The organism is Nocardioides korecus (assembly GCF_054778395.1).
Window position 1 is genome coordinate 32,013 of sequence record NZ_BAAGZO010000011.1, and the last position, 23,057, is coordinate 55,069.

Below are 23,057 nucleotides of genomic sequence, written 5' to 3' on the forward strand. Positions count from 1 at the left end.
TTTCGCTGTGACTGTCCGCGTTGGTATCAACGGCTTCGGCCGCATCGGCCGCAACTTCTTCCGCGCGGTGCGCGCGTCGGGGGCCGACATCGAGATCGTGGGGGTCAACGACCTCACCGACAACAAGACCCTGGCCCACCTGCTGAAGTTCGACTCGATCCTGGGTCGCCTCGACGCGGACGTCTCCGCCACCGACACCTCGATCCGGGTCGGCGACCAGGAGATCACCGCGTTCGCCGAGCGCGACCCCGCCGCCCTGAAGTGGGGCGAGATCGGCGCGGACGTCGTCGTGGAGTCCACCGGCTTCTTCACCGACGCCACCAAGGCCAAGGCCCACCTCACCGGCGGCGCCAAGAAGGTCATCATCTCGGCCCCCGCGACCAACGACGACTTCACCGTCGTCATGGGCGTGAACCACGAGGACTACGACCCGGCCACGCACCACGTCATCTCCAACGCCTCGTGCACCACCAACTGCCTGGCGCCGATGGCCAAGGCGCTCAACGACGAGTTCGGCATCGTCAAGGGCCTGATGACCACCATCCACGCCTACACCGCCGACCAGAACCTCCAGGACAACATCCACAAGGACCCGCGTCGCGCCCGCGCGGCCGCCATCAACCTGGTGCCGACCTCGACCGGTGCCGCGAAGGCGATCGGCCTGGTCCTGCCCGAGCTCAAGGGCAAGCTCGACGGCTACGCCATCCGCGTGCCCGTCCCGACTGGCTCCGCCACCGACCTCACCTTCGAGGCCGGCCGCGAGACCACCGTCGAGGAGGTCAACGCCGCGGTCGAGAAGGCCGCCGACGGCCGCTTCCTGCGCTACTCCACCGACCCGCTGGTCTCGACCGACATCGTCACCGACCCGGCGTCCTGCATCTTCGACGCGCCCCTGACCAAGGTCATCGGCAACCAGGTCAAGGTCGTCGGCTGGTACGACAACGAGTGGGGCTACTCCAACCGCCTGGCCGACCTGATCACCCACATCGGCGCGACCCTCTGATCGTGGGCGACTACGCGAACCTCGGCGACGTCGCCGGCCAGCGGGTCCTGGTCCGCTCGGACCTGAACGTCCCGCTCGACGGCCGGACCATCACCGACGACGGCCGGATCCGCGCCAGCGTCCCCACCATCCGTGCCCTGGCCGACGCCGGGGCGCGGGTGGTGGTGATGGCGCACCTGGGCCGCCCCCAGGGTGAGCCCGACGAGAAGTACTCCCTCGCTCCCGTGGCGACGCGACTCGGTGAGCTGCTGGGCACCGAGGTGGCCTTCGCGAGCGACACGGTGGGCGAGTCCGCCCGGTCCGTCGTCGACGGCCTCGGTGACGGTCAGGTCGCGGTCCTGGAGAACGTCCGCTTCAACGCGGGCGAGACCAGCAAGGACGACGCCGAGCGAGGGGCGTTCGCCGACCAGCTGGCGGCCCTGGGCGACGTCTTCGTCAGCGACGGCTTCGGCGTCGTGCACCGCAAGCAGGCCAGCGTGTACGACGTCGCGCAGCGGCTCCCGCACGCCATGGGCGGCCTGGTCAGCGCCGAGATCGAGGTGCTGCGGCGCCTCACCGACGCCCCCGAGCACCCCTACGTGGTCGTGCTCGGCGGGTCCAAGGTCAGCGACAAGCTCGCGGTCATCGACAACCTGCTCGGCAAGGCCGACACCCTGCTGATCGGCGGCGGGATGGTCTTCACCTTCCTCGCGGCCCAGGGTCACGAGGTGGGCAAGAGCCTGCTCGAGACCGACCAGGTCGAGACCTGCCGCGACTACCTGCGCCGCTCGGAGGAGTCCGGGGTGCGGATCGTGCTGCCCACCGACGTCGTCGTGGCGCCGGAGTTCTCCGCCGACGCGACGCCCACGGTCGTCGCGGTCGACGCGATCCCCGCCGACCAGATCGGTCTCGACATCGGGCCCGACTCGGGCGCGGCCTTCGCGGCCGAGATCGCGGGCGCCCGCACGGTGTTCTGGAACGGGCCCATGGGCGTGTTCGAGTTCGACGCCTTCGCCGCCGGCACGCGCGCGGTCGCCCAGGCCCTCACCGAGGTCGACGGCCTCTCCGTGGTCGGGGGAGGCGACTCCGCGGCCGCCGTACGCCGTCTGGGGTTCGCCGACGACGCCTTCGGCCACATCTCCACCGGTGGCGGCGCCAGCCTGGAGTACCTCGAGGGCAAGGACCTGCCCGGCGTCGACGTCCTGTCCTGAGCCGCCCCAACCCCGCCACCTCCTCGACGATCGGACTCCCACCTTGGCCACGAGCACGCGCACGCCCCTGATGGCGGGCAACTGGAAGATGAACCTCAACCACCAGGAGGCCGTCGTCCTGGTCCAGAAGCTCGCCTGGACGCTGTCGGACAAGAAGCACGACTTCGCCCGCACCGAGGTCGTGGTCGTCCCGCCGTTCACCGACCTGCGCAGCGTGCAGACGATCGTGGACGGGGACCGGCTGCACCTGCGCTACGGCGCCCAGGACGTCTCCGCGCACGACAACGGCGCCTGGACCGGTGAGGTCTCCGCGAGCATGCTGGCCAAGCTCGGGTGCTCCTACGTCGTGGTGGGCCACAGTGAGCGCCGGCAGCACCACGCGGAGGACGACGCGCTGGTCAACGCCAAGGCGCACGCCGCCCGCGCGGCCGGGATGACCCCGATCGTGTGCGTCGGCGAGGGCCTCGAGGTCCGCCAGGCCGGTCGCCAGGTCGAGCACACGCTGGCCCAGGTGGACGGCTCGCTGGCCGGGTTCGCCCCCGAGCAGGTCGCCGGCATCGTCGTCGCCTACGAGCCCGTCTGGGCGATCGGCACCGGCGAGGTCGCGACCCCGCAGGACGCCCAGGAGGTGTGCGGCGCGATCCGCGCCCGGGTCGGCGAGACCTTCGGCGCCGAGGCGGCCGCCGGGGTGCGCGTGCTGTACGGCGGCTCGGTCAAGGCCGCGAACGTCGCCGGCATCATGGACCAGGACGACGTCGACGGGTGCCTCGTCGGTGGGGCCAGCCTGCAGGTCGAGGAGTTCGGCGGGATCTGCCGCTTCCGCGACATGCCCCGCCTGGGATGAGGGTCGTCCGGCCCCGGCGCGTCAGGGCTTGTTAGGCTGCCGCCGTGGTTATCGTCTTCGAGGTCTTGCTCATCATCTCGAGCTTGCTCATGATCCTGCTGGTGCTCCTCCACAAGGGGCGCGGCGGCGGGCTCTCCGACATGTTCGGCGGTGGTGTCTCGAGCGGGCTGGGCGGATCGTCCGTGGCCGAGCGCAACCTGGACCGCATCACGATCGGCATCGGTCTGGTGTGGATCGCGTGCGTCGTCGGTCTGGGCCTCCTGCTCAAGACCGGGAACTGAACTCAAGCTCTCTCGAAGGAGACCACCGTGGCAGGCGCAGGAAACGCCATCAGGGGCAGCCGTGTCGGTGCCGGCCCCATGGGCGAGGCGGAGCGTGGCGACGCCGCTCCGCGACAGAACGTGACCTACTTCTGCTCCCACGAGCACGTCACGCTGATCGCCTTCGCGATGGAGGCCACGGTCCCCGAGACCTGGGACTGCCCCCGCTGCGGGCTGCCGGCCAGCATGGACTCGGACAACCCGCCCCCGGCGCCCAAGATCGAGCCCTACAAGACGCACCTGGCCTACGTGAAGGAGCGCCGCTCCGAGACCGAGGCCAAGGACATCCTCGAAGAGGCGATCACCACCCTGCGGCGCCGTCGCAAGAGCGGTGACGTCGTCTTCTGAGACCTCAGCCGGCCTGGAGGTCCCCAGGCGGCGGGTCTCGCCTCGTGGACTTCGCGCCCCGGACGTGCTGCTGGTCGTGGCCATGGTCGCGTGGTTGCTGCTGACGACCACGTGGCTCTCGTGGAGCAGCCAGTTCCGCGCCTCGGGCGACTCGCAGTCCTACATCCGGATGGCAAGGGCAGCACCTGGGTTGCCGAGCAGCAGCATCGGCTCCGCGTACACCGACCGGTTCGTCCCCCACTACGCGGTCGGACTGACGGCCAGGGCTCTCGGCGTGCAGGTCGAAGTGGTCTACTGCGCCTTCTCGGGGGTGGTGCTCCTCGGTGTCGTCCTCGTCGCCCGCGCGATCCTGCTCAGGCTGGTGGCACCTCGGTGGCCGGTCAGCCTGGGCCTCGCGGTGCTCCTGCTGAACCCGTACTTCTTCCGCACCTACCTCCCGTTCCCGGCGCTGTACGCCGACCCGCTCTTCGTCCTGGGCCTGGCTGTTGCCATCCTCGGGCTGGTGGATCGTCGTCTCGTGATCCTGGGGCTGGGTGTGGTGATCGCCGTGCTCGCACGTCAAACGGCTCTCCTGGCGGTCCCACCTCTGGCCATCTGGGTCTGGTGCGACAGGACGTGGGACCTCACCCGGCGGACGAGAGTCGTGACCGCTCTGGGTCTCGTGGTCGTCCCGTGGTTGGGCCACCGCGCCATCCGACAGGTCACGGCTCCGTTCACGGCGCAGTTCGAGCCCCGCATCCCCCAAGACACGGTGCTGCCGCTCGTCCTGCACCCGTCCGGCCACGTCTCGCCGCTCGTCATCCACGTGGCGCGGACGTTCCTCCCGCTCCTGGTCGCTCTCGCGCTGCTGGCGGTGGGGTGGGCCGTGGGGCGGCGCACCCGCCGGGGCTGGAGCAGTCCCCACGCCTTGGGGGCAGGTGTCCTCCTGGTGGTCTCGGCCGCCATCGTTGCTCAACCCCTGTTGATCAGCCCTGACTTCCCGGGTCTCGCCGCCAACGAGCAACGGTTGTCGGCCTTGGCCGTCCTCACCCTCGCGCTGGCCGTCGCGTTGTTCTCGAGCGAGCCGCTGAGGGCGACGCGGGTGAGGGGGGGAACGATGCTCGATCGGGCCGGCGTTGCCCTCTTCCTCGTGTCGATGCTCATCTCGTCGCTGCGGGCCGAGTCCACGGTGATCGGCCCGGCGAGCAAGGCGGCGGTCATAGCGGTCCAGCTCGTCTGCGCCCTGATTGCCGCCGGGAGCCTGTGGTGCATGTCCCGTTCGGGTCAGCGCCCAGCGGTCAGCCCTGCAACCGGCTCGCTGCCGCCTCGTCGAGGAACCAGGTGGCGTTCTCGACGGTGATGCCGCGGGCGGGGGTCTCGGCGACCGACCCCTCGTCGGCCAGGGCGCGGGCGACGGCGTCGGCCTTGCCCTCGCCGGAGACCAGGAACCACACCTCGCGCGCGTGGTTGAGCGCGTCGAGGCTCAGCGTGATCCGCTCCGGCGGGGGCTTGGGGGAGTCGGTGACCCCCATCGCGATCGCGTCGTGGCGCTCGAGCTGGTCGAAGCCGGGGAACAGCGAGGCGACGTGGCCGTCGGGACCGACGCCGAGCAGGACGAGGTCGAACAGGTCCGTCTCGTGCATCCGCACCTGGTCGCCGTACGCCGACGCGGCGGTCTCGAGGTCGGCGTGCGCCTCGTCGCTCGCGGGCATCGCGTGCACGCGCGACGGGTCGACGCCCACCTTGTCGAGCAGGTCGAGCCCGACCGAGCGGTCGTTGCGGTCCTCGGAGTCGGCCGGCACGTAGCGCTCGTCGCCCCAGAAGAAGTCGACGACCGCCCAGTCCAGCCCGGCGTCGGGCAGCTCGGCGACCTGCTGGTAGATCGCGTCGGCGATGGTGCCGCCGGTCAGGACCAGGGACGGCACCCGCCCCTCCCGCTGCACCTCGACCAGCCGCTCGACCAGCCGCAGGGCGACCGTGCGCGCCAGGGTCTCGGCGTCGGGGTGGACCGCCACGGTCACGCCCGAGGACGCGTCGGTCGGGGTGGGGTCGGAGGGGGAGTGGGACATCAGGACTCCAGGGTGACGAGACGTCGGGCGGTGGCGGCGTAGATGTCGTCCTCGTCGAGGCGACGCAGCTCCTCGGCCAGGAGCTCGGGGATGGTGCGCCGCTTGAGCGCGACGGGACGGTCGGGCTGACCGGGGGAGACGAACGTCGCGAGCTTGCCGTCGGGCCGGGTGATCGAGATGTCCCCGCCCTTGGTGGTCATCACGACCTCGGTGATGCCGGGCCCGCCGGAGGTGTGCCGGTCGACGTCGACCTTGAGCCGGTCGGTCAGCCAGGCGACCAGGAGGTCGGCGCTCGGGCTGGTGCGCTCGGCGGTCACCGAGGCCCGCGTGACCTTCTGGGGGTGCTGGTCGAGGGCGGCCGCCATCAGCGCCCGCCAGGGGGTCAGGCGGGTCCAGGCGAGGTCGGTGTTGCCCTTGGCGTACGCCGCCGCCTGCTGCCGGATCGCCGTCGTCCTGCCGCGCGTGACCGAGGCCGCGTCGGTGACCCGGCGCTGGGCCAGCGCGCCGAGCGGGTCGGCGGCCGGGTCGCTCGGGGCGTCGGTGGGCCACCACACGGCGACGGGGGAGTCGGGGAGCAGCAGCGGCAGCACGACCGACTCGGGGTGCTTGACGACCTCGCCCCGGAGGCGGATCAGGGCGGTCTCCCCGCTCCAGCCCTGGCCGGTGCCGACCTGGGCGTTGATGTGGCCGTGCCCGCGCCCGTCACCGAGGATGACCCCCAGCACGCGGGCCGGGTGCTCCTGGGAGGCGGCGCGGGCGCAGTCCATGGCCTGGGCGGAGCCGTCCTCGTCGACGACGACGACCAGCGTCATCACCATCCCCATCGCCGGCGACCCGGCCTTGCGCCGGGCGTCGGTGAGGGCCGCGGCGATGCCGGCGGAGTTGGTCTCGGTCAGCTCGATCACGACGGGCTCCTCACGCTGCTCGGACGGGGGTCGGACGGGGTGGCGGGGGCGCTCACGGCCGGCGCCAGGTGCGGCCGTCGCGGGCGAGCATCTGGTGGGCCGACTCGGGGCCCCACTGGCCGGGGGCGTACTGCTCGACCGAGGTCTTGCCGGCGGCGTCCTGGCGCTCCCAGTGCTGGAGGACGGGGTCGAGGATCTTCCAGGACAGCTCGACCTCCTCCTGCTGGGGGAACAGGGGCGGGTCGCCGAGCAGCACGTCGAGGATCAGGCGCTCGTAGGCCTCCGGGCTGGCCTCGGTGAAGGTGCCGCCGTAGGCGAAGTCCATGTTGACGTCGCGGATCTCCATCGCCGTGCCGGGCACCTTGGAGCCGAAGCGCATGGTGATGCCCTCGTCGGGCTGGATCCGGAAGACCACGGCGTTGTGGGTCAGGTCCTCGGTGGCGGTCTCGCTGAAGGGCAGGTGCGGCGCCCGCTTGAAGACCAGCGCGACCTCGGTGACGCGGCGGCCGAGGCGCTTGCCGGTGCGCAGGTAGAACGGCACCCCGGCCCAGCGCCGGGTCTCCACGTCGACCCGGATGGCGGCGAAGGTCTCGGTCGTGGAGGACTTCGAGATGTCCTCCTCGTCGAGGTAGCCGATGGTCTCCTCGCCGCCGGCCCAGCCCGCGGCGTACTGCCCGCGGGCGGTGGTCAGGTCGAGTCGGTGCGGCAGGGAGACCGAGGAGAGGATCTTCTGCTTCTCCACGCGCAGGCTCTCGGCGTCGAACGCGACCGGCTCCTCCATCGCGACCAGCGCCATCAGCTGGAGCAGGTGGTTCTGGATGACGTCGCGCGCGGCGCCGATGCCGTCGTAGTAGCTCGCCCGGCCGCCGATGCCGATGTCCTCGGCCATGGTGATCTGCACGTGGTCGACGTAGTTGCTGTTCCAGATCGGCTCGAACAGGTTGTTGGCGAAGCGCATCGCCAGGATGTTCTGCACCGTCTCCTTGCCGAGGTAGTGGTCGATGCGGAACACCGCCGAGGGCGGGAAGACCTCGTTGACCACGGCGTTGAGCTCGCGGGCCGACTCCAGGTCGTGGCCGAAGGGCTTCTCCACCACGACGCGACGCCACGAGCCCTCGCCGCCGTCGGTCAGCCCGTGCTCCTGCAGCTGCCCGATCACGTTGCCGAAGAACTTCGGCGGGATCGAGAGGTAGAAGGCGTGGTTGCCGCCGGTGCCGCGGACCTCGTCGAGCTCCTCGATGGTGCGGCGCAGGTTGCCGAACTGGATGTCGTCGTCGAAGTCGCCCTGGACGAAGCGGATGCCCTCCGACAGCTGCTGCCACACTTCCTCGCGGAACTCGGTGCGGGCGTGCTCGCGCACGGAGTCGTGCACGATCTGGGCGAAGTCCTGGTGCGCCCAGTCGCGGCGCGCGTAGCCGACCAGGCTGAAGCCGGGCGGCAGCAGACCGCGGTTGGCCAGGTCGTAGATCGCCGGCATCACCTTCTTGCGCGCCAGGTCGCCCGTCACGCCGAACAGCACCAGGCCGCAGGGCCCGGCGATCCGGGGCATCCGCCGGTCGTCGGGGTCGCGCAGCGGGTTGACCGAGCTGACGTGGTCGCTCACGCGAGCCTCCTGGGGCGAGTGCTGCTGGGGGTGGAGCCGCTGCTCACCGTGGTCACCGGGTGCGGTGGGTCCGGTAGTAGTCGATCAGCGCGCGGGTCGAGGCGTCCTGCTGGGCCAGGGCCTCGGCGTCGCCGTCGAGGGCGGGCCCGACCTCCTGGGCCAGCTTCTTGCCCAGCTCCACGCCCCACTGGTCGAAGCTGTCGATGCCCCAGACGGCCCCCTGGGTGAAGGTGACGTGCTCGTAGAGCGCGACCAGCTGACCCAGGACCGCGGGGTCCAGACGGGGAGCGATGATCGAGGTGGTCGGGCGGTTGCCGGTGAAGACCCGGGCCGGCACGATCGCCTCGTCCGTGCCCTCGGCCCGGACCTCCTCGGCGGTCTTGCCGAAGGCCAGCGCGCGGGTCTGGGCCAAGAAGTTGGCCAGGAACAGCTCGTGGACGTCGGTGTCGCCGTCGGTCAGGGCGTACGCCGGGTTGGCGAACGCGATGAAGTCGGCCGGGACGAGCCGGGTGCCCTGGTGGATCAGCTGGTAGAAGGCGTGCTGCCCGTTGGTGCCGGGCTCCCCCCAGAAGATCTCGCCGGTGTCGGTCGTGACCGGGCTGCCGTCCCAGCGCACCCCCTTGCCGTTGGACTCCATCGTCAGCTGCTGGAGGTACGCCGGGAAGCGGTGCAGCAGCTGGGCGTAGGGGAGCACCGCGTGGCTCTGGGCACCGAGGAAGTTGGTGTACCAGACGTTGAGCAGCCCCATCAGCAGCGGCACGTTGCGCGCCGGCTCGGTGGTGCGGAAGTGCTCGTCCACCGCGTGGAAGCCGGCCAGGAACTCCGCGAACCGCTCGGGGCCGATCGCGACGACCAGCGAGGTGCCGATGGCGGAGTCGACCGAGTAGCGCCCGCCGACCCAGTCCCAGAACCCGAAGGCGTTGTCGGGGTCGATCCCGAAGTCGGCGACCTTGTCCAGGGCCGTGGAGACGGCCACGAAGTGCTTGGCCACCGCCTCGGCCTCGTCGGCGTCACCCAGGCCCTCGAGCAGCCACGCCTTGCACAGGCGCGCGTTGGTCAGCGTCTCCAGGGTGCCGAAGGTCTTGCTGGAGACGATGAACAGCGTGGTGGCCGGGTCCAGCCCGGCCAACGTGGTCGCGGCGTCGGTCGGGTCGATGTTGGAGATGAAGCGGCACTCCAGGCCGTCCTGGCGGTAGGGGGCGAGCGCCTCGTAGGCCATCACCGGACCCAGGTCGGAGCCACCGATGCCGATGTTGACCACCGTGCGGATGCGCTCGCCCGTGACGCCGGTCCACGAGCCGTCGCGGACCTTGCGCGCGAACGCGTAGACCCGCTCGAGCACCTCGTGGACGTCGGCCGCGACGTCCTGGCCGTCGACCTCCACCCCGGAGGTCTGGGGGAGCCGCAGGGCCACGTGCTGCACCGCGCGGTCCTCGGTCACGTTGACGTGCTCGCCAGCGAACATCGCGTCGCGGCGGGCCGTCACGCCCACCTCCTCGGCCAGCTGCAGCAGCGCGGCCAGCACCTCGTCGTCGAGCAGCGCCTTGGAGAGGTCGACCGTGAGGTCGGCCGCGGTGAAGGTCAGCCGGGGGACGCGGTCGGCGTCGGCGGCGAACCAGCCCCGCAGGTCGGGCTCGAAGGCCTCGGCCAGCTCGGTCAGCCGGGACCAGGCCGCGGTGGTGGTGACGTCCACGGGCGCCTCGGTCACGCCTGCTTCGCCGCCTCGAGCTGGCCCTTGACGGTGTCCAGCAGCTCGCCCCAGGCGGACTCGAACTTCTCCACGCCCTCCCGCTCGACGGTGGTGATCACGTCGTCGTAGTCCACGCCGGCCGCGGCGAGGTCGTCCATGACCTTCTGGGCGTCGGCGTAGAACGGCCGCACCCGGTCACCGGTGATCTCGCCGTGGTCCTTGGTGGCCTCGAGGGTCTTGCCCGGCATCGTGTTGACGGTGCCGTCGACGCAGAGGTCCACGACGTACATCGTGTCGGGCAGGGAGGGGTTCTTGACCCCGGTCGAGGCCCACAGCGGCCGCTGCTTGCGGGCACCGGCGGCCTCGAGGGCCTCCCAGCGCTCGCCGCTGAAGAACTGCTCGTAGGCCTGGTAGGCCAGGCGGGCGTTGGCGACGCCGGCCTTGCTGAGCAGCTCGGTGTCGGCGCCGGACTTGTTGATCCGGTTGTCGATCTCGGTGTCCACGCGCGAGACGAAGAAGCTGGCCACGGAGTGGATCTTGGACAGGTCGTGCCCGTTGGCCTGCGCCTTCTCCAGGCCCGCGACGTAGGCCTCCATCACCGAGTGGTAGCGGTCCAGGCCGAAGATCAGGGTCACGTTGACGCTGATGCCCCCGCCCAGGGTGTCGGTGATGGCCGGGGCGCCCTCGGTGGTGGCCGGGATCTTGATCAGGAGGTTCTCACGGTCGATCTCGGCCCACAGCTCCTTGGCCGAGGCGAAGGTCGCCTCCTGGTCGTGCGCCAGCAGCGGCGAGACCTCGATCGAGACACGACCGTCGACGCCGTTGGTCGCGTCGGCGATCGGCTTCAGCACGTCGCAGGCGTTGCGCACGTCGGTGGTGGTCAGGGCGAAGACGGTCTTGTCGACGTCGGCGCCCTGGGCGGCGAGCTCGCGCACCTGGTCGTCGTACTTCTCGCCCTTGGCCAGCGCCGAGGCGAAGATCGAGGGGTTGGTGGTGACGCCGACGACGTGGTCCTCGTCGAGCAGGCGCTTGAGCTCACCGCTGTCGATGAGCTCGCGCGACAGGTCGTCGAGCCAGATCGAGACGCCGGCGTCGGACAGGTCCTTCAGGTGGTCGGTCATGCGGTTCCTCCCGGAACTGGCCCGTTCGGGGCCGTTGGTTGGTCGGTCGGTGCGGTGGCTCCGGTCGCCGGGTCGGCTCAGCCGGTGGCGACGCGGATGCTGTCCTCCGCCGCCGCGGCCACGGCCTCGGCGGTGATGCCGAACTCGCGGTAGAGGCGCAGGTAGTCGGCCGAGGCGCCGTAGTGCTCCAGCGACACGATCCGGCCGTGGTCGCCCACGATCTCGCGCCAGCCCTGGGCCACGCCGGCCTCGACGGCCACGCGGGCCTTGAGGGTCGGGGGGATCACGGTCTCGCGGTACGCCGGCTCCTGCTCGTCGAACCACTCGCGACACGGCATGGACACCACACGAGCCTGAACGCCCTGGCCCGCCAGGATCTTCCGCGCCTCGACGGCCAGCTGCAGCTCCGAGCCGGTCGCGACCAGCACGACGTCGGGGGTGCCGTCCTCGGCGTCGAGCAGGACGTAGCCGCCCTTGGCGACGTCGTCGGTGGTGGCGTAGCCGTCGGTGCCGCGGGGGTAGGTCGGCACGTTCTGGCGGGTCAGGATGATGCCGGCCGGACGGTCGTGGTTCTCGATGATGCGCTTCCAGCAGGCGGCCGTCTCGTTGGCGTCGCCGGGACGCACGACGTCGAGGCCCGGGATCGCCCGCAGCGCCGCGAGGTGCTCGACCGGCTGGTGGGTGGGACCGTCCTCGCCGAGGCCGATGGAGTCGTGCGTCCACACGTAGGTGACGGGCAGGTGCATCAGGGCCGCCAGCCGGACGGCGCCGCGCATGTAGTCGGAGAAGGTCAGGAAGGTGCCGCCGAAGACGCGGGTGTCACCGTGCGCGGCGATGCCGTTCATGATCGCGCCCATGCCGTGCTCGCGGATGCCGAAGTGCAGCACGCGGCCGGCGTACGGGTCGGCCTTCCACATCTTGGTGGCGCGGTCGGCCGGGATGAAGGAGGGAGCCCCTTCGATGGTGGTGTTGTTGGACTCCGCGAGGTCGGCCGAGCCGCCCCAGAACTCCGGCAGGGCCGCGGCGATGGCCTGGATGACGGCGCCGGAGGCCTTGCGGGTCGCGACACCCTTCTCGTCGGCGTCGAAGGTGGGCAGGTCGGCGTCCCAGCCGTCGGGCAGCGTCCTGCTCTTCATCCGGTGCAGCAGCTCGTGGCGGTCGGGGTGCTTCTTCGACCACGCGGCGTACTTCTCGTCCCACTCGCTGCCCCAGCTGGTGCCACGGTCGCGCAGCTGGCGGGTGTGGGCGATGACGTCGGCCGGGACCTCGAAGGTCTGCTCCGGGTCGAAGCCCATCAGCTTCTTGGTCGCGGCGACCTCGTCGGCGCCGAGCGCCGACCCGTGGGCCTTGCCGGTGCCCTGCAGGTTCGGGGCAGGCCAGGCGATGATCGTCTTGAGCCGGATGAAGCTCGGGCGGTCGGTGACCTCCCGCGCCGCGACGATGGCGGCGTGGAGGGCGTGGACGTCCTCCTTGTACTCCTTGCCGCCGTGGGTCCAGTCGACGGTCTGCACGTGCCAGCCGTAGGCCTCGTAGCGCGCGGCGACGTCCTCGGTGAAGGCGATGTTGGTGTCGTCCTCGATCGAGATCTGGTTGTCGTCGTAGATCAGCGTCAGGTTGCCCAGCTGCTGGGTGCCGGCGATCGAGGAGGCCTCGGCGCTGACGCCCTCCTCCAGGTCGCCGTCGGAGCACAGGGCGTAGACGTGGTGGTCGAAGGGCGACTCGCCCTGCTTGGCCTCCGGGTCGAACATGCCGCGCTGGCGGCGGGCGGCCATCGCGAAGCCGACGGCGTTGCCCACACCCTGGCCCAGCGGGCCGGTGGTGGTCTCGACGCCGGCGGTGTGGCCGTACTCCGGGTGGCCCGGGGTCTTGGAGTCCCAGGTGCGCAGGGCCTTGAGGTCCTCCAGCTCCAGGCCCCACCCGCCGAGGAACAGCTGGATGTAGAGCGTGAGGCTGGAGTGGCCGCACGAGAGCACGAAGCGGTCGCGCGAGAGCCAGTCGGGGTCGGCCGGGTCGTGCCGCATCACCTTCTGGAAGAGCAGGTAGGCCGCCGGCGCGAGGCTCATCGCCGTGCCCGGGTGTCCGTTGCCGACCTTCTGCACGGCGTCCATGGCCAGGACACGCACGGTGTCCACCGCCTTGTCGTCGAGCTCGTTCCAGTCGAGATCCTGCTTGGTGCTGGCCACGTCGATGACGTCCTTCCCTAGGTGCTGCAGACGATGTCGAGCCTAGTGCGCGAGTACGGCGCAGGTCACGTCCGGCTGGTGCGGCATCCTGCCCACCCCGGCGATAGACTCACCGGGTTGCGTACCCCGAACGTGTCCCACGACCCGTCCCCTCCCGGGGCGCCCGTCGGGGAAGATGAAGGTGAGGCCCGAGTGACCGCCCTCGACTCCGAGGTGTCCGTCCACGGGCGACCCTCGGAACGGGCGACGCTGCGCGACGTCGTCGGCGCCTACGTCGGCCTGACCAAGCCGCGCGTCATCGAGCTGCTGCTGCTGACGACCGTCCCGGTGATGTTCTTCGCCCAGCGCGGCGTCCCGCCCCTGCTCCTGGTCGTGGCCACCGTCGTCGGCGGGACCCTGTCGGCCGGCAGCGCCAACGCGCTCAACTGCGTCTACGACCGCGACATCGACGAGCAGATGCGGCGCACCCGTCGCCGCGCCCTGCCGCGCCACATCGTCACGCCGCGCTCGGCCCTGGTCTTCGGCCTGGTGATGATGGTCGTCTCGACCGTCGTCCTGGGCGTGTTCGTCAACTGGCTCTCGGCCGCGCTCGCGCTGGCGGCCAACGCCTTCTACCTGTTCGTCTACACGATGCTGCTCAAGCGGCGCACCACCCAGAACATCGTCTGGGGCGGCCTGGCGGGGTGCTTCCCGACCCTGATCGGCTGGACCGCGGTCACCGGGCAGGTCGCCTGGCCGCCGGTGGTTCTCTTCCTGGTGGTCTTCTTCTGGACCCCGCCGCACACCTGGGCGCTGGCGATGCGCTACCGCGAGGACTACGCCCGCGTCGACGTGCCGATGCTGCCCGTGGTCAGGGACGCCGAGACCGTCGCGAAGCAGATCGTCGCCTACTCCTGGGTCATGGTGGCCACCTCGCTGGTGCTGTGGCCGGTGGCCGGGACGCACTGGCTCTACCCGGTCGCCGCCGTCGTGCTGGGGGCCGCGTTCCTGGTCGAGGCGCACCTGATGTGGGGCCGGGCCAAGCGCAGCGACGAGCTGGTCGACGTCCGCCCCATGCGGCTCTTCCACTGGTCGAACATGTACCTCTCGCTGCTGTTCGTCGCCGTCGCGCTGGACCCGCTGATCTCGCGCTGACCGCGCGAGCGCCGGGCGACCGGCTGCTCTAAGAGCCGGACGACTCTAAGAGCCGGACGACAGCGACGACAGGACGCCCTCGAGGACCTGCTTGCCGCGCTCCAGGGCCGTGCTGGCCGAGGCGGGCGCGTCGTAGCGCACGACGACGACCTGGCGTCCGGCGGTCGCCGCGATGGTCGAGGACCCCTGCCCCTTCTGGGCGCCGGAGGCCGCGCAGGCGTGGTCGGCGCCCTGGGCGGAGAAGCCCGAGGTGACCGTGTAGACCAGCTTGTCGAAGGAGCGGCACTGGCTGGCCAGGACGTTCGCGGCGATGCTCTCGTCGTCGGAGGCCAGCCAGGTCACCAGGATGCGGGTCTGCTGCTTGGCGTCGACGGACGACTGCAGCGAGCACGCCGCGGTCGGGCTGCCACCGGAGGCCGAGCTGCTGTCGTCGACCAGGCCGGTGCGCAGCTGGGAGGGGACGGCGGAGCACAGGTTGGCCGGGACCGGGTCGACGGCGGGCCCGACGGGCTGCGGCTTCTCCGACGCCCCGCACCCGGCGAGCAGGAGCAGCGGGACCAGCGTCCACGCGGCAGGGGCGAGCCTGGTCGTGAGTCCGGTCGTCCGGGGCATCATGGGGTCCTCCTGGTCACCGCACGACGTCGTGCCGCAGGAGTATCCCCCACGCCGGGGCGTCGGCGGCGCAGATCAGGCGTGCGCGTGGCGGGGTTCGCGCACCTCGAGCAGGGCCCAGGTCACCGCGGCCGTCAGGACACCCGCGCCGAGCAGGTGCAGGCCCACGACCAGGACCGGCAGGCCAGTGAAGTACTGCACGAACCCGACGACGCCCTGCGCCAGCTCGACGGCCAGCACCACCAGGACGGCGCGCCGCTGGGAGCTCGGCGCGTCGGTGGCCTGAAGCGCCAGCAGCAGCCCGGCCGTCAGCCCGACCAGCAGGAACACCAGGTCGGCGTGCAGCTGGGAGAGCTGCTCGGGGTCCAGCCCGTTGCGCGGGGCCTTGAGGTCACCCGCGTGGGGGCCCGAGCCGGTCACCACCGTGCCGAGGTAGAGCACGACCCAGGTGGCGGCGTACGTCGTCCACGCCAGGCCGGTGAGCCCCCGCGGACCGGACCGCCGCGCTGAGACGGGGTGGTCGACGCGGCGCAGGAAGAGCACCGCGAGGCTGATGATCGCCATCGAGACCAGCAGGTGCAGCGAGACGATCCAGGGGTTCAGGTCGGTGAGCACCGTGATGCCGCCGATGACGGCCTGCGCCGGGATCCCGAGCAGCATCAGCAGCGCCAGCCGGCGCAGCTCGCGGCGACCCGAGCGCCAGGCGCTCACCAGGGTCGCCACCGCGACCGCCACCAGGACGAAGGTCAGCATCCGGTTGCCGAACTCGATCGCGGAGTGCTCGTTGAGCGCCCGGTGGGGCGTGAACGCCTGGTCGGTGCACCGGGGCCAGGTCGGGCAGCCCAGGCCGGAGGAGGTCAGGCGCACGGCGGCGCCGGTGACCACGATCAGCACGTTGGCCACCAGGCTGGCCCAGCCCCAGCCGCGCAGCCAGCTGCGGCGGCTGGTGGTCGGGATCGGGGTCGGGTCCGTGGTCGGTGCCACCGCTGCGCTCACTCCCACTTGAAGGTCCGGGCGGTCAGGACGGTGCCGATCAGGGTCCAGGCGGCCAGCACGAGCAGCGAGGTCCAGCGGAACTCCCCGGTCCACGAAGCGTGCCGCAGGGCGTCGCCCAGGGCGCCCGAGGGGAGCAGGGTGGCGACGTGCCCGAAGGCGCCGTACGCCGTGGAGGGGAGCACGACCGCGCCGCCCGCCATCAGCAGCAGGTAGACCAGGTTGGCGGCCGCCAGCGTGGCCTCGGCCCGCAGCACCCCGGCGACGAACAGGCCCAGCGAGGCGAAGGCGGCGGTGCCCAGGACGATCGACAGGACCGCCGGGAGCAGGGCCGGGTGGGGGCTCCAGCCCAGGGCGAGGGCCACCGCGGAGATCACCAGCACCTGGAGCACCTCGACGAGGAGGAGCGCGCCCACCTTGCCCAGCAGCAGGCCGGAGCGGGGGAGCGGCGAGGAGCCGAGGCGCTTGATCACGCCGTACCTGCGCTCGAAGCCGGTCGCGATGGCCAGCGAGGTGAACGCGGTCGACATCACGGCCAGGGCCAGGACGCCGGGGGCGAAGACGTCGATCGGGGCCCGGCTGAAGGAGATGCCGAGGTGGCGCGAGCCCTCGACCCCGCCGACCAGCACGATCACCGGGATCACCACGGCGAGCAGGAGCTGCTCGCCGTTGCGCAGCATCAGCCGGGCCTCCATCGAGGCCTGGGCCAGCACCTGCCGCGCGAGCGGGGCGCCGCCGGGGCGGGGGGCGAAGGAGGTGGGGGTGCTCACGGGGCCAGCTCCCGTCCGGTGAGCTCGAGGAACGCGTCCTCGAGGGTGCGCTGGCCCAGGTGCAGCGACTCGGGCAGCACGCCCTGCTGCTCGCACCAGGTCGAGACGACCGCGAGCGTGGTGCTGTCGGCGGCGCCGGTGATCAGCAGGCTGACGTCGCTGACCTCCTGCACCTCCAGCCGGCGTCCCAGGGCGGCCTGGAGCGACTCGGGCGAGCCGTCGGGGAAGGGCTTGGTGACCACCAGGCGGATCGTCGAGGTGCCGCCGCGGGTCAGCTCCAGCGGGGAGCCCGACGCGATCAGGCGGCCGTGGTCGATGACGTGGACGTGGTCGGCCAGGCGCTCGGCCTCGTCCATGTGGTGGGTGGTGAGCACGACGGTGACGCCGTCGGCGCGCAGCTGCTCCAGCAGCTCCCAGGTGGTGCGGCGGGCCGCGGGGTCCATGCCGGCGGTGGGCTCGTCGACGAAGACCAGCTCGGGACGGCCGACCAGGGCCAGGGCCAGCTTGAGCCGCTGCTGCTGGCCACCCGAGAGCCGTCGGTACGGCGTGCGGCCGCAGTCACCCAGGCCCAGGCGCTCGCCGAGCTCGTCGACGTCGAGCGGGTGCGCGTGCAGCTTGGCCACGTGGCGCAGCATCTCGTCGGCGCGCACCCCCGACCACGCGCCGCCGTCCTGGAGCATCACCCCGATGCGGGGGAGCAGGTCGCGCCGGTCGCGGTGCGGGTCGAGACCGAGGACGCGCACGGTGCCCTCCTGCGGGCGGCGGTAGCCCTCGCAGGTCTCGAGCGTCGTGGTCTTGCCGGCGCCGTTGGGGCCGAGCACGGCGGTGATGGTGTGCCGGTCGACGACGAGGTCGAGGTGGTCCACGGCGACCTTGTCGGCGTAGCGCATCACCAGGCCGCGCACCTCCACGGCCGGGCCGGATGCTCCGGACGGGCCCGACGGGTGTGCCAGCGCCCCGGGGACCGGGGTGGGGGCGGGGGAGGCGGGCACCCCCTGATCCTACGGACCGGGCCCCGGGCGGCCCCTGACGGGTTCAGGGGCGGTTCAGGACCCCGGAGGGCGGCTCACCGCTGGCTCAGCAGGCCCCGGACGTAGGCGGCCTGACCGAGGTGCTGGAGGCAGTCCCCGACCACGCTGACCAGGCGGACCCCGGCGGTGACGGGCGGGTCCCAGGCCTCGTCGACCACCCGGTCCAGCTCGTCCTCGTCGACCCGGGCCAGGTAGTCGAGCGTGAGCGCGTGCACGTCGCGGTGGTAGCCGGCCAGCAGCGCGAGGTCCTCGACCCGCACGAGGTCCACCTGCTCGTCGGTGTGGCCGTAGCCGATGTCCGCGACGTCCAGCGGCAGCCCGAACCGCTGCTCCCAGTCGCGCCAGGCCTGGGGCACGCCGGCCAGCGCCGCGACGTGGTCGTCCTGGACGCGGGCGGTGTGCCAGAGCAGCCATACGACCGGGTTGCCGCCGGAGCTGCCGCCCGAGCTGCCGCCCGAGCTGCCGTGGGGGCCGGCCCCGGGTCGGCGGTGGGCGAGGTCCACGGGCAGGTCGGTGAGCGCGCCGGCGTACAGCTCGGCGATGCGGTCGGCGTGGTCGGTCAGCAGCGCGGAGACGTCCATGGGGGCGAACGTACGCCTGCGGCCGAGGGACGGGCCCGGAGGTAAGGGCAGGCTTATTTGAACGGCCCCGACCAATAAGGGCACACTGGTGTTGTGGAAATGACGACGGCACCGGCGCGCACCGCTGCGCCCGCCTCGTCCCGGGACTCCGGGGCCGACCCGTCGACGCGCGAGCGCGTCGTCCGGTCCGTCCTGTCCGAGGGCCCCTCCAGCGCCACCGACCTGGCCAGCCGGCTCTCGCTGACCCCGGCCGCCGTGCGCCGCCACCTCGACCAGCTCCTCGAGGAGGGCCTCGTCGAGGCCCGCGAGCCCCGGGCGAACGCCAGCCGCGGTCGAGGTCGTCCGGCGAAGGTCTTCGCGCTCACCTCGGCCGGTCGCGACCGCCTCGACCAGGCCTACGACGACCTGGCCGTCCAGGCGATCCGCTTCCTGGCCGAGACCGGCGGGTCCGAGGCCGTGCGCCAGTTCGCCGACCGCCGCGCCGCCGGCATCGAGGAGCGCTTCGAGGACCTCGTCGAGCGCGAGCCCGGGCTGGAGCGCAGCCAGGCGCTGGCCCAGGTCCTCACCCAGGACGGCTACGCCGCCGCGGTGCGCGACCTGCCCGTCGGCGAGCAGCTCTGCCAGCAGCACTGCCCGGTCTCCCACGTCGCGCACGAGTTCCCCGAGCTCTGCGAGGCCGAGACCGCCGCCATCAGCCGGATGCTCGGACGCCACGTCCAGCGACTGGCCACCATCGCCCACGGCGACGGGGTGTGCACCACCTGCATCCCCGACCTGCTGCCCGACCCGGTGCTCGTCACCGGTGGGCACCACCACCAGGATCACCCGACGCACGTCAACCAGGAGAGGGTCACGCGATGACTTCGATCGAGGAGCTCAACCCCGAGCTCAAGGGCATCGGCCGCTACGAGTTCGGCTGGTCCGACAAGAACGACGTCGGCGCCAACGCGACGCGTGGCCTCAACGAGGACGTGGTGCGCAACATCTCCACCCTCAAGAGCGAGCCGCAGTGGATGCTCGACCTGCGCCTCAAGGGCCTCAAGCTGTTCGGCCGCAAGCCCATGCCGACCTGGGGCTCCGACCTCGACGGCATCGACTTCGACAACATCAAGTACTTCGTGCGGTCCACCGAGAAGCAGGCCCAGACCTGGGACGACCTGCCCGCGGACATCAAGAACACCTACGACAAGCTCGGCATCCCCGAGGCCGAGAAGGCCCGCCTGGTCTCCGGCGTCGCGGCGCAGTACGAGTCCGAGGTCGTCTACCACGCGATCAACGAGGAGCTCGAGGCCCAGGGCGTCCTGTTCCTGGACACCGACACCGCGCTCAAGGAGCACCCGGAGATCTTCCAGGAGTACTTCGGCACCGTCATCCCCGTCGGTGACAACAAGTTCTCCGCGCTGAACTCCGCGGTGTGGTCCGGCGGGTCGTTCATCTACGTCCCCAAGGGCGTCCACGTCGAGATCCCGCTGCAGGCCTACTTCCGGATCAACACCGAGAACATGGGCCAGTTCGAGCGCACGCTGATCATCGCCGACGAGGGCTCCTACGTGCACTACGTCGAGGGCTGCACCGCGCCGATCTACTCCTCGGACTCGCTGCACTCCGCGGTCGTCGAGATCATCGTCAAGAAGAACGCCCGGGTGCGCTACACGACCATCCAGAACTGGTCGAACAACGTCTACAACCTGGTGACCAAGCGCGCGACCTGCGAGGCCGGCGCGACGATGGAGTGGGTCGACGGCAACATCGGCTCCAAGGTGACGATGAAGTACCCGGCCGTCTACCTGATGGGCGAGCACGCCCGTGGCGAGACCCTGTCGATCGCCTTCGCCGGCGAGGGCCAGCACCAGGACGCCGGCGCCAAGATGGTCCACGCCGCGCCGAACACCTCCAGCTCGATCCTGAGCAAGTCGGTGGCCCGTGGCGGCGGCCGGACGTCGTACCGAGGCCTCGTGCAGGTCAACGAGGGTGCCCACGGCTCCCGCAGCAACGTCCTGTGCGACGCGCTGCTGGTCGACCAGATCAGCCGCTCCGACACCTACCCCTACGTCGACGTCCGCGAGGACGACGTCTCGATGGGCCACGAGGCGAGCGTTTCGAAGGTCTCCGAGGACCAGCTCTTCTACCTGATGAGCCGGGGCATGGAGGAGGACGAGGCGATGGCCATGATCGTGCGCGGCTTCGTCGAGCCCATCGCCAAGGAGCTCCCCATGGAGTACGCCCTCGAGCTCAACCGGCTGATCGAGCTGCAGATGGAAGGCGCGGTCGGCTGAGCCGGCGGAGCCGGCTCAGCCGACCGAGCGTTCTCGTCCTCGCTGACGCTCGTCCTCGTGTGGTGCCGGCCCCAGGGGCCTCCCGGGCCCCGCGTGACCTCCCGAACCGATGAAGAAAGATGATCTGTGACTGTCACTGACTCTGTGCGCTCTGCACTGGAGATGCCCGTCGAGAAGGTGCTCTCGCACCTGCACCCCGAGGGGTCGTTCGAGGTGGGCGACCACGCCGTGCCCACGGGACGCGAGGAGGTGTGGCGCTTCACGCCGCTCAAGCGGCTGCGGGCGCTGCACGCCGATGCGCCCCTGGGGGCCGGCTCGGTTGAGCCCACCTGGACGACGCCCGACTCCGTGCGGGTCGAGCGCGTCGAGGGTGACGAGGCGCGCGCGCTGCGCGGGGTGAGCGGTCTCGTGCCGCCCACCCGGTACGCCGCGCGCGTGCTCGCCGAGGTGCCCGGCACCCTGCTCGTCGACGTGCCCGCCGACACCGAGGTGCCCGAGCCGGTCGTCGTCGACGTCACCGGCACCGACGCCGCGGCCACCCAGGGCAGCCACGTCGTGCTGCGGTTCGGCCGGCACTCCCAGGCCATCGTGGTGCTCAACCACACCGGCAGCGCCGGCCTGGCCCAGGTCGTCGAGGTCGTCGTCGGCGACGGTGCCCAGGTCTCGGTGATCTCGCTGCAGGACTGGGCCGACGACACGGTCCACCTGGCCCAGCACCAGGCGCTGGTGGGACGCGACGCGTCGTACAAGCACGTGGCGGTGACCTTCGGCGGCGACGTCGTCCGCATGGACGTCAACGTCACCTACGACGGCCCCGGCGGCTCCGCCGAGCTGCTCGGCCTCTACTTCGCCGACGCCGGCCAGCACCTCGAGCACCGGCTGTTCGTGGACCACGACGCCCCGCACACCTCGAGCAACGTGACCTACAAGGGCGCGCTCCAGGGCGACGACGCCCACACCGTGTGGGTCGGCAACGTGCTGATCCGCAAGGTCGCCGAGGGCATCGAGACCTACGAGGAGAACCGCAACCTGGTCCTCACCGACGGCTGCCAGGCCGACTCCGTGCCCAACCTGGAGATCGAGACCGGCGAGATCGAGGGGGCCGGCCACGCCTCCACCATCGGCCGCTTCGATGACGAGCAGCTGTTCTACCTGCGCTCGCGCGGCATCTCCGAGGCCGAGTCGCACCGCCTCGTGGTGCACGGGTTCTTCAACGACCTGATCCGCCGCGTCCAGGTGCCCGCCCTCCAGGAGCGCGTCATGGCCGTCGTCGAGGACGAGCTGGCCAAGAACGTCCTGAAGGACCTCTGATGGCGTTCCGGCGCGTCTGCGCCCTCGCCGACCTCACCGACAGCGTCCCGCTGAAGGTGGACGTCGACGGGCTCGACGTCGCGGTCGTCCAGCACGACGACGAGGTCTTCGCCATCGAGGACGAGTGCTCGCACGCCGCCGTCGCGCTCTCGGAGGGCGACGTGGAGGACTGCACCATCGAGTGCTGGCTCCACGGCTCGCGCTTCGACCTGCGCACCGGCAAGCCCACCGGCCTCCCGGCCACCCAACCCGTTCCCGTCTTCCCCGTCCGCATCGACGGCGACGACGTACTGATCGACCTAGGAGAGAACTGACATGGCAACGCTCGAGATCAAGGACCTGCACGTCAGCGTCGCGGCCACCGACGAGGACGGCGGCGTCGAGGGCTTCAAGGAGATCCTCAAGGGCGTCGACCTGACGATCCGTGACGGCGAGACCCACGCGATCATGGGCCCCAACGGCTCCGGCAAGTCGACCCTGGCCTACTCCATCGCCGGTCACCCGAAGTACACCGTCACCCGCGGCTCGGTCACCCTCGACGGCGTCGACGTGCTGACCATGAGCGTGGACGAGCGCGCCCGCGCCGGCCTCTTCCTGGCGATGCAGTACCCCGTCGAGGTCCCCGGCGTCTCGGTCGCGAACTTCCTGCGGACGGCCAAGACCGCCGTCGACGGCGAGGCCCCCAAGCTGCGCACGTGGGTCAAGGACGTCAACGCCGCGATGGACAAGGTGAAGATGGACACCGCCTTCGCCCAGCGCTCGGTCAACGAGGGCTTCTCCGGTGGTGAGAAGAAGCGCCACGAGATCGTGCAGCTGGAGCTGCTCGACCCCAAGGTCGCGATCCTCGACGAGACCGACTCCGGCCTCGACATCGACGCGCTCAAGATCGTCAGCGAGGGTGTCAACCGGTTCAAGGAGGACGGCGACAAGGGCGTCCTGCTGATTACGCACTACACCCGGATCCTGCGCTACATCACCCCCGACTTCGTGCACGTGTTCGTCAACGGCCGGATGGTCGAGCAGGGTGGCCCCGAGCTCGCCGACAAGCTCGAGGCGAACGGCTACGACGAGTACGTCACGGCCAAGGCCTGATC

The 23,057-nt window shown here is 71.2% G+C and carries 23 protein-coding genes; 12 read left to right on the top strand and 11 right to left on the bottom strand.

The window, feature by feature from the left end:
* Nucleotides 1-7: 7 nt before the first annotated feature.
* The 6 genes from gap (at nt 8) to ACYVDA_RS18755 (ending at nt 5,044) form a co-directional block, all read left to right on the top strand.
* Complete coding sequence (gap, locus tag ACYVDA_RS18730) at nt 8-1,003, top strand: type I glyceraldehyde-3-phosphate dehydrogenase (protein WP_460820014.1); 996 nt, start codon at nt 8-10, stop codon at nt 1,001-1,003.
* 2 nt (nt 1,004-1,005) lie between these two features.
* The gene (locus ACYVDA_RS18735) at nt 1,006-2,193 is read left to right on the top strand and encodes a phosphoglycerate kinase (protein WP_460820015.1); all 1,188 of its coding nucleotides are present in this window, start codon (nt 1,006-1,008) and stop codon (nt 2,191-2,193) included.
* 70 nt (nt 2,194-2,263) lie between these two features.
* Nucleotides 2,264-3,037: a triose-phosphate isomerase gene (gene tpiA / locus ACYVDA_RS18740; protein WP_460820089.1), complete on the top strand. Its 774-nt coding sequence runs from the start codon at nt 2,264-2,266 to the stop codon at nt 3,035-3,037.
* A 44-nt stretch (nt 3,038-3,081) separates the two neighbouring features.
* Nucleotides 3,082-3,318 (top strand): preprotein translocase subunit SecG, encoded by a 237-nt coding sequence (secG, locus tag ACYVDA_RS18745; protein WP_460820016.1) that lies wholly within the window; start codon nt 3,082-3,084, stop codon nt 3,316-3,318.
* A 27-nt stretch (nt 3,319-3,345) separates the two neighbouring features.
* Nucleotides 3,346-3,705, top strand: a complete 360-nt coding sequence (locus tag ACYVDA_RS18750; RefSeq protein ID WP_460820017.1) for an RNA polymerase-binding protein RbpA — start codon at nt 3,346-3,348, stop codon at nt 3,703-3,705.
* Nucleotides 3,706-3,769: 64 nt separating this feature from the next.
* Nucleotides 3,770-5,044: a hypothetical protein gene (locus ACYVDA_RS18755; protein WP_460820018.1), complete on the top strand. Its 1,275-nt coding sequence runs from the start codon at nt 3,770-3,772 to the stop codon at nt 5,042-5,044.
* Here the strand turns inward: ACYVDA_RS18755 and pgl are convergent.
* From pgl to tkt, 6 genes are all read right to left on the bottom strand, one after another.
* Nucleotides 4,983-5,753, bottom strand: coding sequence for a 6-phosphogluconolactonase (gene pgl / locus ACYVDA_RS18760; protein WP_460820019.1), 771 nt, complete (start codon nt 5,751-5,753; stop codon nt 4,983-4,985). The two genes, ACYVDA_RS18755 and pgl, sit on opposite strands and share 62 nt — an antisense overlap.
* Entirely contained in the window at nt 5,753-6,658 is a 906-nt protein-coding gene (locus ACYVDA_RS18765; protein ID WP_460820020.1) for a glucose-6-phosphate dehydrogenase assembly protein OpcA, read from the bottom strand. Before ACYVDA_RS18765 ends, pgl begins: the two co-directional genes overlap by 1 nt.
* A gap of 52 nt (nt 6,659-6,710) precedes the next feature.
* Nucleotides 6,711-8,207: a glucose-6-phosphate dehydrogenase gene (zwf, locus tag ACYVDA_RS18770; RefSeq protein WP_460820090.1), complete on the bottom strand. Its 1,497-nt coding sequence runs from the start codon at nt 8,205-8,207 to the stop codon at nt 6,711-6,713.
* A 106-nt stretch (nt 8,208-8,313) separates the two neighbouring features.
* On the bottom strand, nt 8,314-9,969 hold the full coding sequence (gene pgi / locus ACYVDA_RS18775) for a glucose-6-phosphate isomerase (protein ID WP_460820021.1): 1,656 nt from the start codon (nt 9,967-9,969) through the stop codon (nt 8,314-8,316).
* A complete protein-coding gene (gene tal / locus ACYVDA_RS18780; protein ID WP_460820022.1) occupies nt 9,966-11,072 on the bottom strand; it encodes a transaldolase in 1,107 nt (368 codons plus the stop codon). Before tal ends, pgi begins: the two co-directional genes overlap by 4 nt.
* Before the next feature lie 77 nt (nt 11,073-11,149).
* Nucleotides 11,150-13,180, bottom strand: a complete 2,031-nt coding sequence (gene tkt / locus ACYVDA_RS18785) for a transketolase (RefSeq protein WP_460820091.1) — start codon at nt 13,178-13,180, stop codon at nt 11,150-11,152.
* Between the two features lie 288 nt (nt 13,181-13,468).
* On the opposite strand from tkt, the gene ACYVDA_RS18790 reads away from it, so the two are divergent.
* Nucleotides 13,469-14,389 (top strand): heme o synthase, encoded by a 921-nt coding sequence (locus tag ACYVDA_RS18790; RefSeq protein WP_460820092.1) that lies wholly within the window; start codon nt 13,469-13,471, stop codon nt 14,387-14,389.
* Between the two features lie 45 nt (nt 14,390-14,434).
* Here ACYVDA_RS18790 and ACYVDA_RS18795 read toward each other — a convergent pair whose 3' ends face one another.
* From ACYVDA_RS18795 to ACYVDA_RS18815, 5 genes are all read right to left on the bottom strand, one after another.
* Complete coding sequence (locus tag ACYVDA_RS18795; RefSeq protein WP_460820023.1) at nt 14,435-15,004, bottom strand: hypothetical protein; 570 nt, start codon at nt 15,002-15,004, stop codon at nt 14,435-14,437.
* Nucleotides 15,005-15,076: 72 nt separating this feature from the next.
* Nucleotides 15,077-15,985, bottom strand: a complete 909-nt coding sequence (locus tag ACYVDA_RS18800; protein WP_460820025.1) for a COX15/CtaA family protein — start codon at nt 15,983-15,985, stop codon at nt 15,077-15,079.
* 8 nt (nt 15,986-15,993) lie between these two features.
* On the bottom strand, nt 15,994-16,764 hold the full coding sequence (locus ACYVDA_RS18805; protein ID WP_460820026.1) for an ABC transporter permease: 771 nt from the start codon (nt 16,762-16,764) through the stop codon (nt 15,994-15,996).
* On the bottom strand, nt 16,761-17,756 hold the full coding sequence (locus ACYVDA_RS18810; protein ID WP_460820027.1) for an ABC transporter ATP-binding protein: 996 nt from the start codon (nt 17,754-17,756) through the stop codon (nt 16,761-16,763). Before ACYVDA_RS18810 ends, ACYVDA_RS18805 begins: the two co-directional genes overlap by 4 nt.
* Before the next feature lie 74 nt (nt 17,757-17,830).
* The gene (locus tag ACYVDA_RS18815; RefSeq protein ID WP_460820028.1) at nt 17,831-18,376 is read right to left on the bottom strand and encodes a mycothiol transferase; all 546 of its coding nucleotides are present in this window, start codon (nt 18,374-18,376) and stop codon (nt 17,831-17,833) included.
* Nucleotides 18,377-18,475: 99 nt separating this feature from the next.
* On the opposite strand from ACYVDA_RS18815, the gene ACYVDA_RS18820 reads away from it, so the two are divergent.
* From ACYVDA_RS18820 to sufC, 5 genes are all read left to right on the top strand, one after another.
* Nucleotides 18,476-19,237, top strand: a complete 762-nt coding sequence (locus ACYVDA_RS18820; protein WP_460820029.1) for a helix-turn-helix transcriptional regulator — start codon at nt 18,476-18,478, stop codon at nt 19,235-19,237.
* Nucleotides 19,234-20,652, top strand: a complete 1,419-nt coding sequence (gene sufB / locus ACYVDA_RS18825) for a Fe-S cluster assembly protein SufB (protein WP_460820030.1) — start codon at nt 19,234-19,236, stop codon at nt 20,650-20,652. Before ACYVDA_RS18820 ends, sufB begins: the two co-directional genes overlap by 4 nt.
* Nucleotides 20,653-20,796: 144 nt before the next feature.
* A complete protein-coding gene (gene sufD, locus ACYVDA_RS18830; protein WP_460820031.1) occupies nt 20,797-21,963 on the top strand; it encodes a Fe-S cluster assembly protein SufD in 1,167 nt (388 codons plus the stop codon).
* Nucleotides 21,963-22,277 carry a non-heme iron oxygenase ferredoxin subunit gene (locus ACYVDA_RS18835; protein ID WP_460820032.1) on the top strand — a complete coding sequence of 105 codons (315 nt, stop codon included), beginning with the start codon at nt 21,963-21,965 and terminating at the stop codon, nt 22,275-22,277. Before sufD ends, ACYVDA_RS18835 begins: the two co-directional genes overlap by 1 nt.
* 1 nt (nt 22,278) lies before the next feature.
* Entirely contained in the window at nt 22,279-23,055 is a 777-nt protein-coding gene (sufC, locus tag ACYVDA_RS18840) for a Fe-S cluster assembly ATPase SufC (RefSeq protein ID WP_460820033.1), read from the top strand.
* Nucleotides 23,056-23,057 lie beyond the last annotated feature (2 nt).

Excerpts from the sequence above, each read along its gene's own strand:
- zwf (WP_460820090.1), bottom strand. The coding sequence starts at position 8,207 with ATGCCCCGGATCGCCGGGCCCTGCGGCCTGGTGCTGTTCGGCGTGACG.
- sufC (WP_460820033.1), top strand. The coding sequence starts at position 22,279 with ATGGCAACGCTCGAGATCAAGGACCTGCACGTCAGCGTCGCGGCCACC.
- tkt (WP_460820091.1), bottom strand. The coding sequence starts at position 13,180 with ATGGACGCCGTGCAGAAGGTCGGCAACGGACACCCGGGCACGGCGATG.
- tal (WP_460820022.1), bottom strand. The coding sequence starts at position 11,072 with ATGACCGACCACCTGAAGGACCTGTCCGACGCCGGCGTCTCGATCTGG.
- ACYVDA_RS18835 (WP_460820032.1), top strand. The coding sequence starts at position 21,963 with ATGGCGTTCCGGCGCGTCTGCGCCCTCGCCGACCTCACCGACAGCGTC.
- ACYVDA_RS18795 (WP_460820023.1), bottom strand. The coding sequence starts at position 15,004 with ATGATGCCCCGGACGACCGGACTCACGACCAGGCTCGCCCCTGCCGCG.
- ACYVDA_RS18820 (WP_460820029.1), top strand. The coding sequence starts at position 18,476 with ATGACGACGGCACCGGCGCGCACCGCTGCGCCCGCCTCGTCCCGGGAC.
- ACYVDA_RS18815 (WP_460820028.1), bottom strand. The coding sequence starts at position 18,376 with ATGGACGTCTCCGCGCTGCTGACCGACCACGCCGACCGCATCGCCGAG.
- sufB (WP_460820030.1), top strand. The coding sequence starts at position 19,234 with ATGACTTCGATCGAGGAGCTCAACCCCGAGCTCAAGGGCATCGGCCGC.
- pgl (WP_460820019.1), bottom strand. The coding sequence starts at position 5,753 with ATGTCCCACTCCCCCTCCGACCCCACCCCGACCGACGCGTCCTCGGGC.
- tpiA (WP_460820089.1), top strand. The coding sequence starts at position 2,264 with ATGGCGGGCAACTGGAAGATGAACCTCAACCACCAGGAGGCCGTCGTC.